Source organism: Thermococcus celer Vu 13 = JCM 8558 (assembly GCF_002214365.1).
Taxonomy (GTDB): Archaea; Methanobacteriota_B; Thermococci; order Thermococcales; family Thermococcaceae; genus Thermococcus; species Thermococcus celer.
Window position 1 is genome coordinate 1,743,539 of the sequence record NZ_CP014854.1, and the last position, 12,719, is coordinate 1,756,257.

At 52.4% G+C, this 12,719-nt stretch carries 14 protein-coding genes and 2 pseudogenes; 12 read left to right on the forward strand and 4 right to left on the reverse strand.

The annotated features are described in order from the left end of the window. Position 1 precedes the first annotated feature (1 nt). Positions 2-973 (reverse strand): beta-ribofuranosylaminobenzene 5'-phosphate synthase family protein, encoded by a 972-nt coding sequence (locus A3L02_RS09480; RefSeq protein ID WP_088863679.1) that lies wholly within the window; start codon positions 971-973, stop codon positions 2-4. Positions 974-1,041: 68 nt separating this feature from the next. Here A3L02_RS09480 and A3L02_RS10270 point away from each other — a divergent pair. The 4 genes and pseudogenes from A3L02_RS10270 to folP form a co-directional block, all read left to right on the forward strand. Next, a pseudogene (locus A3L02_RS10270) lies at positions 1,042-1,140 on the forward strand (dihydropteroate synthase); the annotation flags it as partial. 49 nt (positions 1,141-1,189) lie between these two features. Next, complete coding sequence (locus tag A3L02_RS10275; protein WP_157895711.1) at positions 1,190-1,363, forward strand: hypothetical protein; 174 nt, start codon at positions 1,190-1,192, stop codon at positions 1,361-1,363. Then, positions 1,353-2,522 (forward strand): RNA-guided endonuclease InsQ/TnpB family protein, encoded by a 1,170-nt coding sequence (locus A3L02_RS09485; RefSeq protein WP_088863680.1) that lies wholly within the window; start codon positions 1,353-1,355, stop codon positions 2,520-2,522. Before A3L02_RS10275 ends, A3L02_RS09485 begins: the two co-directional genes overlap by 11 nt. An 8-nt stretch (positions 2,523-2,530) precedes the next feature. Continuing rightward, positions 2,531-3,208: pseudogene (gene folP, locus A3L02_RS09490) on the forward strand (dihydropteroate synthase); the annotation flags it as partial. Here folP and A3L02_RS09495 read toward each other — a convergent pair. From A3L02_RS09495 to sppA, 3 genes are read right to left on the reverse strand one after another with little or no spacing between them, the layout of a single operon-like run. Further along, positions 3,186-4,181, reverse strand: coding sequence for an AI-2E family transporter (locus A3L02_RS09495; protein WP_088863682.1), 996 nt, complete (start codon positions 4,179-4,181; stop codon positions 3,186-3,188). The pseudogene folP and the gene A3L02_RS09495 overlap by 23 nt on opposite strands. Then, complete coding sequence (locus tag A3L02_RS09500) at positions 4,171-4,653, reverse strand: PH1570 family protein (protein WP_088863683.1); 483 nt, start codon at positions 4,651-4,653, stop codon at positions 4,171-4,173. Before A3L02_RS09500 ends, A3L02_RS09495 begins: the two co-directional genes overlap by 11 nt. 4 nt (positions 4,654-4,657) lie before the next feature. After that, the gene (gene sppA, locus A3L02_RS09505; protein ID WP_088863684.1) at positions 4,658-5,680 is read right to left on the reverse strand and encodes a signal peptide peptidase SppA; all 1,023 of its coding nucleotides are present in this window, start codon (positions 5,678-5,680) and stop codon (positions 4,658-4,660) included. A 92-nt stretch (positions 5,681-5,772) separates the two neighbouring features. Between sppA and A3L02_RS09510 the strand changes: the two genes are divergently transcribed. From A3L02_RS09510 to A3L02_RS09540, 8 genes are all read left to right on the forward strand, one after another. Then, positions 5,773-6,579, forward strand: a complete 807-nt coding sequence (locus tag A3L02_RS09510; RefSeq protein WP_088863685.1) for a sugar phosphate isomerase/epimerase family protein — start codon at positions 5,773-5,775, stop codon at positions 6,577-6,579. Between the two features lie 97 nt (positions 6,580-6,676). Then, positions 6,677-6,829, forward strand: coding sequence for a hypothetical protein (locus tag A3L02_RS10280; protein WP_157895760.1), 153 nt, complete (start codon positions 6,677-6,679; stop codon positions 6,827-6,829). Further along, positions 6,822-9,941 (forward strand): COG1361 family protein, encoded by a 3,120-nt coding sequence (locus A3L02_RS09515; RefSeq protein WP_088863686.1) that lies wholly within the window; start codon positions 6,822-6,824, stop codon positions 9,939-9,941. The genes A3L02_RS10280 and A3L02_RS09515 overlap by 8 nt, the downstream gene beginning before the upstream one ends. A gap of 11 nt (positions 9,942-9,952) precedes the next feature. After that, complete coding sequence (locus A3L02_RS09520; RefSeq protein WP_157895761.1) at positions 9,953-10,402, forward strand: hypothetical protein; 450 nt, start codon at positions 9,953-9,955, stop codon at positions 10,400-10,402. Between the two features lie 43 nt (positions 10,403-10,445). Beyond that, positions 10,446-10,991, forward strand: coding sequence for a hypothetical protein (locus tag A3L02_RS09525; RefSeq protein ID WP_157895762.1), 546 nt, complete (start codon positions 10,446-10,448; stop codon positions 10,989-10,991). Positions 10,992-11,029: 38 nt separating this feature from the next. After that, positions 11,030-11,686 carry a hypothetical protein gene (locus A3L02_RS09530; protein WP_157895763.1) on the forward strand — a complete coding sequence of 219 codons (657 nt, stop codon included), beginning with the start codon at positions 11,030-11,032 and terminating at the stop codon, positions 11,684-11,686. Positions 11,687-11,690: 4 nt separating this feature from the next. Next, the gene (locus A3L02_RS09535; protein WP_088863689.1) at positions 11,691-12,170 is read left to right on the forward strand and encodes a hypothetical protein; all 480 of its coding nucleotides are present in this window, start codon (positions 11,691-11,693) and stop codon (positions 12,168-12,170) included. Between the two features lie 149 nt (positions 12,171-12,319). Continuing rightward, positions 12,320-12,712, forward strand: a complete 393-nt coding sequence (locus tag A3L02_RS09540) for a hypothetical protein (RefSeq protein ID WP_088863690.1) — start codon at positions 12,320-12,322, stop codon at positions 12,710-12,712. The last annotated feature ends 7 nt before the right edge of the window (positions 12,713-12,719 follow it).

A 12,719-nucleotide genomic window follows, 5' to 3' on the forward strand; every position in this document is an offset into this window, starting at 1 on the left:
CTCACTCACCCGCCACGTTCCTTATCAGCCTCTCGAGGAAGGCGTTCTCGCCCACCACCTCAGCTCCCCGGTTGTTCGGGAGGCCGAGCTCAACCCTGGCCTTTAAGCCCTGGTCCCTGAGGAAATCAACGGCCTCCACGCTCAGCCCCTGGAACTCGCCCCGCCGTATGAGGCCGTAGACCGTCGGTCCCCAGGAGCTCTGGCCGTAACCGTAGGTTTTCTCCGCCAGAAAATCGAGTATAAGCTTTACGTCCTCCCTGAACTCGCCGCCCTGGTAGGGCTCGAAGTGCTTCCCAACGAGCCTCTGTATCGCGGACAGGTGCTCACCGAATGCCCTGATGTCCCGCTCCTTCAACGCCGGGAGGAGACCGAGCAGGATCCGATGGCTTATCTCCATTGCAACGTCCGCCCTGCCCGTGACCCCCTCCATCACGGGCTTTTCCTCCTCCTCGTTGAATCCTGGCTTGAGCTCCGGGATGATGAGGAGGAAAGCCCATCCGGCCGGAAAGTCCTCGCGGAATATCAGCGGCGGGATACCGCTCCTGCTCCCGCCGTCCACCACGAAGCCGCCGTGGGCGAAGGAGTAGATGCCGGCGCCGCCATTCTTCCCCCTTCCGAGAACCCGCGCGAGCTCCTCAACTGAGACGTCCAGGTTATTGAGCCGGGCTATTCCGGTCGCGACGGCCAGGCTGAGCTGGGTCGTGGAACCAAGGCCTACGTGCCTCGGGATGGCTTTCCTGACCTCGACTGTGTAGTTCACACCCGTTTCGTAGGCGGAGTTCATCCTCTTCACGGTGAACTCGATGGTCTCCCTGTCCTCGCCCCGGGCGATTATCTCAAGCCCCTCGCCCTCGACGATCCTGACCTCGTAGCCTCCCTCGAGCGCCACCCCAAGGCTTCCGAAGCGCCTTCCGAGGGTGGCCGACGGGTCTATGAGGCCGAGGTGAAGCCTTCGCGGAGTCCGGATTATCATGACACCACCGGAGATTGAAGGGCGAAAGCCCTTTTATACCCAGCGACCATTCCAGCTCAGTGGTTGCGGTGAAGTTCGCTGGAGTCGACCTTACCGAGCCGAGGATAATGGGCGTCATCAACGTCTCACCCGAGAGCTTCTACAAGGGGAGCGTCAGGGACGATGAAAATCATCACCGCAAGGTTTAAATACTACAACTTAGTATTCCCTTGACGGGTGTTAGTAATGCCTAAAGCGACTTTTGTCATCGACAGTGAAACGCTTGAAGAATTCAAAAGGCTGGCCAAAGAACGCTATGGGAACAAGAGGGGAGTCCTAAGCATTGCAGTTGAGGAAGCAATAAAAGATTGGATTAAGAAAACAAGAAAGGAACTCGAAAATGCCGAATGAAACGATTAAACTCACCGCAAAATTCAAGCTCAAAGAGATTCCAGACGGGTTAGATGGTCTATTCCAAACTTACCGTGAAATAGTGAACACCCTCATCACCCACGCTCACGAAAACAACATCACCAGCTTCTACCGGCTGAAAAAGGAGACTTACAAGAGCCTTCGCAAAGAGTACCCGGAACTACCAAGCCACTACCTTTACACGGCCTGCCAGATGGCAACGGCAATCTACAAGAGTTACCGCAAAAGAAACAAAAAGGGAAAGGCAAAGGGGAGGCCAGTCTTCAGGAAGGAAGTCATAATGCTCGATGATCATCTCTTCAAGCTCGACCTCGACGGAAAGATAATAAAACTCTCCACTCCTAACGGGAGGATTTCGCTGGAGTTTTACCCCGCAAGGTACCACGAGAAGTTCCGGGGCTGGAAGGTTGGGCAGGCCTGGTTGGTTAAAACCCCAAAAGGCGTCTTCGTGAACGTCGTCTTCTCCACGGAAGTTGAAGTTGGAGAAGCAAAGACTTTCGTCGGCGTTGACCTGAACGAGAACAATGTAACCCTGAGCCTCCCGGATGGTGAGTTCGTGCAAATCATCACTCATGAGCGTGAAATCAGGACGGGTTACTTCCTGAAGAGGCGGAGGATTCAGAAGAAGTTTAGGGCAGGCAAGAAGCGGGAGAAACTCCTCGAGAAGTATGGGGGAAGAGAAAAGAACAGGCTGAACGACTTGTACCACAAAATAGCGAATAAGATTGTTGAACTGGCGGAGGAATACGGTGGAATAGCTTTGGAGGACTTGACGAACATTCGGGATTCGATAAGGTATTCGGCTGAAATGAACGGGAGGCTTCACCGCTGGAGTTTCCGAAAGTTGCAGTCAATCATCGAGTACAAGGCGAAGTTGAGGGGCGTGAGTGTTGTTTTTGTTGATCCGGCTTACACTTCTTCCCGGTGCCCGGTATGTGGGGGAAAGTTAAGCCCGAATGGGTACCGGCGGGTGAAGTGTGAGTGTGGTTTTGAGGCTGATAGGGACGTTGTTGGGAGCTGGAACATCCGCTTGAGAGCCCTGAAGATGTGGGGAGTGCCCGTTCCCCCCGAAAGCCACCCGATGAAGATGGGAGGGTGGAAGGTTGGCCGTAATGATGTTTACAAAAGTTACGGCTAACCAGAACGGCATCTTTCATAGACGTCGGGGCCAAGTCGACGGCGCCCTACCTCGAGACCCAGATCCCGGTGGAGGAGGAGATAAGACGGGCGGTCTGGGCCGTTAAGGCCATCAGAGACCAGGTCGATGTCCCGGTAAGTATAGACACGACCAGCGCGAGGGTTGCCGAGGAGGCGTTAAACGCGGGAGCGAACGTGATAAACGACGTCACGGGTCTGAAGGGAGATCCAAGAATGGCAGAGGTGGCCAGGGAGTACGGGGCCCCGGTCGTGCTCTGCGCCCACGGGGAGGTGCGGGACTTCAGCGACCCGGTTGGAACGGTGATGGAGTTCCTGAAGGGGAGCATAACCGTAGCCGAAAAGCACGGTATCGAGGAGGTGGCGGTTGACCCTGCCATAGGCTTCCTCCGCCCGGAGTGGCCGCCCTGGTACGAGTGGGATTCAAAGGTCATAGCCAACATGAACCTTCTGAAGACCTTCGGAAGGCCGATACTCGTCGGGGTATCGAGGAAGTCCTTCATCGGGGCGATAACCGGAAGGAAGGACCCGGCGGAGAGACTCGCGGGGAGCCTGTCGGCAACAGCGATAGCCGTCCTCAAGGGTGCGAACATCGTCAGGACGCACGACGTTAAAGAGACAAGGGACGCGGTGGCGGTTGCTTCCTTTATCGGGCGCTTTTCGCCTTGATCTCCTTCCACTCCTCGACGAGGGTCGCCAGGAGCGAGAGGGCCACGGGGCCGATTATTACCCCCACGAACCCAAACGCTAAATAGCCGCCGAAGATTCCGATTAGAGACACGAGGGCGTTGACCCCTTTTTCCCTCGTTCCGAGCCTGGGCCTTAGGAGTACATCGGGGAGAGGCGAGATGAAGGCTATTCCGTAGAGGGAGAAAAGGATGGCCTCGAGGACGTTGCCGCCGTTGAAGAGGTAGATTACCCCTGCGAGCCAGACCACCCATCCACCCAGGACGGGCAGGAGCTCAAAGACGATCGTGAATATACCCGCCGCTATGGCACCTCCCGGACCCGCGAGGCCGAAGAGTATGAAGCCGAGGGAAGTGAGGATGCCCTTGAGGATACTGATGACCAGCCAGCTACGGAGGAGGTTGTGGAGGGTCTGCCCGGCCTTTTCCAGGAGCTTCATCGCGAGCTCTTTATTCTCGGGCGGAAGGAGTGAGTACACCTCACGTTTTATGGACCGGGCGTTGACGAGCATACCGTAGAAGGCGAAGACCATGACTATAGCCTGGAGGGCGAGCTTCGGCAGGGAGTAGGTGTAGCCGAGCACGTACTCCTCAAAGCGCTTCGGGATGTCCTCGGCGAGCTTCTGGAAGAGCTCGTAGATCGAGGGGGGAAGGTTCAGGGTGAGGAGCCACCGGAAGAAGGCGCTGGTGTAGTAGGCTAAGGAGCTCTTGACGTCGTTTATCCAGAGGGCGAAGCCTATTATGAAGAGGAACGTCAGAATCGTGAGGACGGCCGTCATGATAAGTGCCGCTCCCCTGTTGCCCGTTCTCTCGGCCAGCCGCTCGTGGAGGGGGTAGAGGATGTAGGCGAGCGTCACGGCTAAGATGATGGGGGAGAGGATTGGGCTGACCGTCTCCCACACGAGGTAGAGGACTACCAGCGAAACCGCTATCCAGATCCCGGCTTCAAGCTCCATCCAGCATCCCCAGGTATTTGAGTACAAGCTCCCGGGCACTCGGCTTGTTGAAGGTCACGAGGACCTTCCTCCCCTCGTCGAGGACGAAGTCCCTTCCGATGGCCAGCAAACCCCCCTTAAGCCTGTGAACCTCGGCTTTTTCAATGTCTATACTCTCCTTGACTTCCCGGGGAGCGTTTATCTCCTCCAGAGCCTTCTTTAGCCTGTTGACGATGCTCCGGTTGAGGAACTTCACGGGGCTGGGCGTGAACTCCCCGGCCTTTATCTCCGCCGCGTCCATGTAGATCCCCCAGAACTCCCTGGCGCACTCGAAGGGGTAGACGTAGCCCTCCCCGTAGTCCGGAAGGTAAAGCTCCCTGATGATGGCAAGGAGAAGCCTTCTCGCGTCCTTTCCGTAGAACTCGATCCTAAGCTTGAACCTCCCGTCCTCGAACCCGTTTTCGAACACCTCGAGCTTCTCCTCGCAGAGCATGAACTCACCCCCTTAAATACGCGTTGACGTACCTCGGGTCAAGGAGCAGGGCGGTGCTCCCGAATATCCCGAAGTGGGATGGTGTGGGGCCGTTGTAGATTACCACCCTCGCGTTCGTGACGTTGAGGATCCCCTCGAGGACATCAACGGCGTGGTCCAGATCGCCCGTCCCGTCGACCAGGCTTCCCGTGACGTTCATTGCAAACCACGTCCTTCCTGTGGCGTATCTCTTCGTCTCGTTGAGGCTCATGCCCCTGCCGCTGCTAACCGCCTGGAGGAAAGCCTGGAAGTACGTGTTGACCGTCTCGCTTATCATGGCCTTCTCCTCGTCGGTCAGGCCGCGCCATTCCGCCCCCATGTCCTTGTAGGGCCCCGTCTTGAAGACCTCGACCTTTATCCCCTGCATCTCGTAGTTTCCCTGGAGGTCGTAGTGGACGTAGATGACGCCGATGCTCCCGACCTCGGCCAGGGGGTCGGCTATTATCCTCTCGGCGCCGACGGCTATGTAGTAACCGCCCGAGGCCGCCATCCCACCCGTGTATGCGACGACAGGCTTGACGAGGTCGAGCTTTCTAACCGTGGAGTATATCTCTCTCACCGGACCCACGTAGCCACCGGGGCTCTCCACCCAGAGGACGACTCCCGCGATGGAATCGTTTCTGGCAATATTCCTGAGCACGGGGACGACGTTGAGGGCGGTGTACTCGTCTATGAGGCCAAAGATTGGAACCACGGCTATCGTGGCGTTGCCTCCGGGTTGATTCTGGTTTCTGAGCTGGGCCTTCAGAAAATCGATCTGCTTTTGAAGTTCGTTTATCTGGAGTAGATAGGCCGTGGAGTTACAGCTCGCGTTGGATGGACCCCCAACCATCACCGTGCTCGTTACGTTGCCCGTTACGTTTGTGTACGGGGGAGTGTAATTCCTCAGCTCGGAGTTCTGCATGTAGAGAAGAACGACTGCCACGCTCGACGCCGCGAGGAGGAGCGTGAGAACCGCGGCGACGTACTTCCAGATGTTCTCTCTCATCCACTCACCCATCCATATCTATCCCCCTGACTTTTAAACCTGCCCCTCGGTAAGCTTTTATATCCGGCGTTCAACTATCCTTGGGTGGTGTTATGCAGATAGGAGTAACGATTTACCCGCACCTCGTCACAAAGGACAAGACCCTCGCCTCGGTGCTGGCGGACGTTAAAGTGAAGAACTACGACTTCGTGTCAATATTCCCCCACACGCTCGGTCTCATAATGAACGGCGTCGTAAGGGAGAACAAGCTCAGAAAGGTCGAGACCACGCTCCGGGGAGTTGGTATCGACTACATCGTCAGGATGCCCACCTCCGTGAACCTCCGCGACAACATCTACTACACGAGGCACTTCCGCGTCGCGAGGGCCGTGGCGGACGTGGCGATAAAGCTCGGGACCAAGGTCATAGTCATGCAGAGCGGGAGAACGGGGCGGCTCGACCTCGAGATAGAAGCAATTCAACAGCTCGCCGACATGGTCGCACCGTTCGGCATAAAGATAGCCCTCGAGAACACCTTCAGCGTCAAGGACACGCTCTACGTGGTCGACAACGTTGACAGGGAAAACGTCGGCTTCGCCCTCGACGTGGCCCACGCCTTCCTGAGCGCCCAGGGCGACGGGGACAAGCTCCTCGAGGACGTGAAACTGGGAACCGACAAGACGATAATACTCATGATACACGACAACTTCGGAAAGCTCTTCCCACAGGTTGAGCCCGAGGACGCGCTCGCCTACGGCGTCGGTGACCTCCACCTCCTGCCCGGAGAGGGCGCCATACCCTTCGGGAAGGTCCTCAGGCTCTTCGGCGACGTCCCGCTCCTCCTGAAGATAAAGGACCCCGAGAAGTTCGCGAAGGTTCCGACCAAGCATGGGCTGATAGAGTTACTGACGAGCCTGTGATTTTCCGTTTTTTGCTTACTATTTTAAGCAGTGTGTAAAATCTGGATAGGAAAAGTATTTATACCCCTTGCGTGTTACCCCTATATGTGATTGGATCATGAAGCAATTGGGTGGAATATGGTTGATAACATTGCTCGTTGGAATGAGCGTGAGCACGGCCCTCTTCGTCACCCCCGTGGCGGGAGCAAGTAACGACCCTTACAACGCCTTCTGGGGACATCCTGAACAGGGAGGCAGAGCTTGTGGTTGAAGTCGAAAAAGGTAATCTTACTCTTGTCCCAGAGTTAATCCAAAACTCTCGCTTAGGTGCCGACAACGCCGCGAACATCTCGGCCTTAATCTGGCAGGCTCTGGAAGAGTTGAAAGCTTCGGGAGTCAAAACATACTACACTGCCGAAGAACTGCGTGAAATGGCTCAAAACATCAGCGGGAATGGCCTGCCCCAGGAGACGGTTAATGCTCTTAAGGAGCAGGGCTGGACTGATGAGCAGATTCAAGCGTTAGAGGAGTACATCGCCCAAAACAGCGGGAACATTACGGAAGACTTTAACATGACTGCCTTCATCGGGGACTTCTCGACGGCGTTCGTTAAGGTTAGTTTCAAGTACAATCATTACGAAGCCTGGGCGCTGGAGAAATGGAAGTGGGCCCAACCAACCAAAACTCCAGCGACTAACAATAAGAACGAGTTAATTAATCCTGTTCTGGCTAATCAGTGGGTGTCCTTTTACAGGGAATACTCTCAGGGAAACTATCAGAAAATGGAGCCGGCCATTAAAAGTCTGAGAGACCAGACGTACGATTTGCTGAAGGGGGATTGGATTAATATCCATAAGACTCCCATCGTCATTTACAACAATAGCCGTTTAATCCAACTGACCGGCAGGATCACCAGTGTACAACATATTGAGAATGGTGGACTTATATTCACGGTAACTACTACATATGCAACTCGTGATAGATACGTAATTATGGAGAACAAGACAACCTACTACTGGCCTAAAGCCCTTAAGGCTTATGAGCTTATCGGGAACGTTTATGCTCTCGTGAAGGCCAAAAATTATGGGAATGATAACACTGAGATTGATAGGATGCTCAATCAAAAGGTCGCAGAGTTAAAGGATGCCCTAACTATTGTCGTAATTTATTCCCACGTAAGCCCCATTAAAGGTCCAATCAAGCCTGAACCAATACCAATCAAGCCTGAACCAATCAAGCCCGGAGATCCGGTAATGCTCCCCCTTGATTCCGCTACATCGGGGGAATCATATGATTCCTCCCCGGACTCGAGCTTAACAACGAAGGTTCCAGACGAAATTGAAGCACTGGCCCTCAACCCCGAGGATTCCTGGGGAAGGTTCGTAATTGACGGCGTTAGCGTTGAAGCCGTGGACAAGGGCACTGACTACGCGAGGTACAGGGTCGTGGTTCGCTACCACGTTGAGGACAACGCGGTCTCTAATGTTAAAGTGACGTTCGACGGCACCGAATTGACTGATTCAACGTCCCTGGGCTTCCTCTCTCCAGGGGACAGCGATAGCGTGGAGAGTGAGGTGAGCGGGTACGTTCGTGGAAGCGGTGAGGTTCACGTTAGTGGAACGGTCAAAGTGACTTACACTTCGAGTTCAGGCCCCGTGCCGACCAGTGCAGGCAGTGAACCGACTGGGGGAACAAAGGAGATGGAGATCACCAAAGAGTACTCCACCACCATAAAACTGGATGATGTTATAGACCCGAACAAGATAACCGTTAATGTTATTCCGGGTGAAACCACGATTCATGAGGGGGATAATGTGGTTTTCAAGGTGCATGTTTTCAACGGTAACGGTAAGGCCCTGAGCGGAACGTGCACCCTCAGGGCGACATACCCCGAGACGAGCACCTCTGTTGGCACTGTGCAGTTGAACACGGAAATCAGCGTGCCGGCGGAAGATTGGGTTACGGAGACGATAGGAACTGTTAACTATCCAAATTCGGGAACCTTCGGATACAGTGGTGAGTGTGACTTTGGGAACGGTATCTCCAAGAGCTTCAGCGGAAGCGTTACGGTGGTGAGGGATGATAATCCGGATCCACCGGCTCAGGGGGCACTGAAGATAGTTAGCCTTACTCCCGAGCCAGACCATGCGAGAGTGGGTGATACTGTGTGGTTCAGTGTTAGGGTTAAGAGCAGTTACCCTTCAACCCGGAGCCTCAAGATCAAGCTGCTTATTGATGGTGAGTTAATTAAGACAGTAAGCGGAAGTATCGACGGCAACTCGGAGAAGACATTCACATTGGCGTGGAAGGCAAATAAATTAGGGCCCGTTAATGTGATTACCCAGCTCCTCTACCTTAACAGTGACGAGGAAGAGAAACCCGAAGATGAAAAGAATACAACAGTACACGTTAGTGGGGATAACCTTTTCGGCAGGCTGGTGCCGAATGTCGCCCGTGAAGTGACCCAGGGAACCACCGTTCACTTCGACGTGATCGTGGAGAACAGAGGAAATTATCCAGCATACGATGTTCCCATCAGAGTTTATTACGCGTATCAAACTCCAGAGGGTGAGTTCAGTGATTCGATAGTATTTGAGCGCAGTCCGCGTGAGATAGAGGGTGGTGCCCAATACTATGCATTCAACAGCATATGGTCAGACGGGTTCAACATAACCCTATCCAACGTGGGGGCCTATTACTTCACGCTCTACGTCAACGGGGAGATCGAAGATGATGTGAAAATAACGGTGGAGCCGAACGGCAGTGTGGCGGCATGGATGGAGTGTAACCCGGAATTCGTTAGCGAGAATGATGATTCAGTAACGTGCAACTTTAAGGTGAAGAACTTGGGGAACGCTCCTTTAAACTTTGAGGTAACGGATGTATACTTCGCGGGCGGTCAGATATACGACAGCGGTAAAAGCGACAATTTCATAGTTCCAAAACCGCGTAGCCTTGACCTTGGGCCCAACTCCTTGGGGGTCTTCGCCTTCACGATACCGATTAACGACGAGCTCCAGAAGAGGATACCATTGGACCTGCAGGACATAAACCTTGGAACGCCGGTAGCCATCAAAGCACGCCTGCATCCACCGGGAAAACCAGTAATGTGCGTGGTGCAGATGAATCCACGGCCCGTTACTGCAGGGGACGTTGCAAGGGACGCATACCATGCAGTCAAGATAATAAAAGATGAAGTCATAGGGACGTTCACAGATGGTGCAACTGCCGGAGGTTACTTGTTGAGATATGTGGGGGTTCCTCCTGAGGTTGGAGGTCCGATAGGAGGAGCAATGGCATTATACCTGAAACTGTGGTGGGATGTCCTGCATTCGCCTGTGCCAGTTTACCATGGGGACAACAACCAGATAATTGGTGATTAGGGGTGATACCAGTGGCGCTGGGAGAAGTGTTCCTTTACTATTTTTATTTTGGCTTTAATTTTCTTTTTATCGCCCTACTTGCATATAAAATTGTAACGGGCAAAATCCCTAAGAAGTGGAGACCGTTGGTAGAGTCTGTGCTTTCCCTAACGACTTTCATGGCCCTTCTACTGGTTATGGGAGTGACAAACGAAACGGTTGTGTATCTCATAGCACTCGTTTTTCTTGTGGTGACATGGAAAGAAGAGTATGAGAGGAAGTTATTTGGCAGGCTCTCGAAAGGTCTAACGAGACCCATCCTTTATCTCCTCGTCCTGTTCGTGATTTCGTTCGCGGCGGTTTACTGGAAAACCAATTTGCCAGTACTTGCAATCCCATTGGGTATCATTCACCTGGCCTACGCGGGCTTGGTGTATTACGCGCACAAGACCTGGGAGGAGGGAGGAATGTGGCGAGCTTGACATCGGAGATCACAATTGGGTACATTGATTATGTTGCGGGGTGATGCACATGGATGCTATCTATCTCACCCTGCTTCCAATTTTGGGGCTCGTTGCATACCCCAACTGGAAGGGGGTGCTTCGGCTTTCCTTTGCCCTTTCCTTGCTATCCTGGGAGGTGATAGCACTTAGTAAAGCATTTCAGGACCCCATCGTGGGTTTAGGGTTTGGAATGCTCTCGTTGGGTGTTCCATACTCGATACTCAGAAGTACAAATGGGAAAGAGCAGGGGTTATCGGGAGAGAATGTCCTCATATCGGCTATTATTGCATTTGGAATCGCATATTTAGTGTACAACGGTGGAATTAGGGACTTTGTCACTACCCTCAAGGTGGTTGCCATAATGATACTGGACGGACTTGGAATAGCATTCCTAAATCAAAAACTTGGAAAATGCCTCGTAATATCCGCACTGTCAGCATTGTGGATACTGACGCTAGCAATTGAAGACCCCATGCTGATGGTTCCAAGTGTGATAACTACTTTGTTAGGTGTTTTATATTTACATAGCAAAGCTTATTATTCCTGCCACCATGAAGTTAACAACTGAACACCCATAAAGATTAAGAGAACTGGAGCAACGTTGCGGTGGAGGTGAAGCCCGTTGGGAACATTATTGCAAGTATGGTTTGTGATCCGGCAATTGTTCCACTGGACTCCTCAACGGTCTGTACCGTGCACCTTGGGCTCAGAAGTGCCAATACGGTTACGTTAAACCTGAAGGAGGTTGACTTTGGGGGTAAGAAGGTGTGGCCGGACGGTCCGAGCAGTGTTAGGGTTAATAGGCAAACGGTGACTTTAACCCCGACGAACATGCAGGAGGACCTGACAATAATCATAACGATAAACGACGAACTGGCGAATTATTACTTTGAGAAGAAACCACTTGGGTGGGGCTCCTATAGTGACAGACTTGTGGGGTACTCCTACCTCATCAAAGCAGTCTTCAGTGGTGGTGTTGCAAGTAGTGATATTGTTGAGATAAGAGATAGATCACCCTCGCTTGGTGAAAAAGTTGAGACTTTAACAAAAGGAGGAAGCATTGCTCAATATGTGCTTGAGAAAGTGGCTAAACATGCTGGACAATTGGAAACTGTGGCCAGCGGCTCATTAGGAAAAGCGACAGTAGTTGTATCAAAATTCTTTGGAGTTTTAGGTTGGCTCTTAACTGCTAGAGATGTTATAAACTGGCTCAGAGCTCCAACACCCTCAGATGGGGACAATAATAACGTCATTGGAGGGTGATACGATGGATTTGAAACGAAGGCTCTTCCGCCTTTCAATTTTTATCAACGTTGTAATCATGGCGTTCTCCGTTTACTACGTCAAAGTCCAGGACTCAGAATGGTGGGGTTATACATTTATCGGCGTCTTTATGTGGACCGTGGGGCTTGTTTCTGTCGTTCCGGGTAAAAGAGTCTCAAAATGGTATAGGGTGAATGACTCCTTAATTTATCCAGTGGTTACACTGGTGCCTTTTGCGATCTTTCTCCACTCATCAAGTTCTATGAACTTTGTGGTAAAAACGGTGGTGATTTTAGCACCCATCGGGCTGATGGTATACTATATTCAGAAAAGGCTCAACAAAACTATCTTGCTCGTATACTACTCGGGATTATTGGTGCTTGCGGGAATACTGTGCTGGGGATATCCCCTTGTTCAATTAACTTACATTCCATTTGTGGTTTACTGTGCCATGAATCTCCTGCAGGAAGTGAAGGACGAATAATAGGAGAATGTTCAAGCATGCGGGGGATGAAATTAGCCTAAACGAGGGTTGAAGATGATGGAAGTATTCAAGGTGCTTAAACTACTGGTGGTACTTTACGTCTAAGTGTAAATGGTCGGAAACCCCTATGGCACTTGGAGGTGGATTGGATGAACGCTGAGTCCAAATCTTGTGAAGGTGAAGGCCTTAGCTTGACTAAAGTCGGGGTTATCGCCTCCCTCCTTACCATTTTCCCGTTTTTGGTGGTGGACGCGATAACGCTCGGTGCTGGTCTTTTGATCGTCTACTGGGGCATGGCCCTTTTCTATCTCTTCTTGGACTGCTTCATCTTCTCGAATTTGAATCTGAAGAGAAGGGATAAGCTGTTGTTATTCGCCTACTACTTCGCCCTGGGCTCGGCCATCTATTTAATCCCATCGGATTTTCCAAGGTTTAGATTCCTTATGGGTATCATCATGAACGGTGTTATCGCGTATCTGTGGGTTTTAGTTAGCGTGCGGTTGCATGATACGGCTAAAGCCATGTATTACTGTCCCCATTGAACACGAA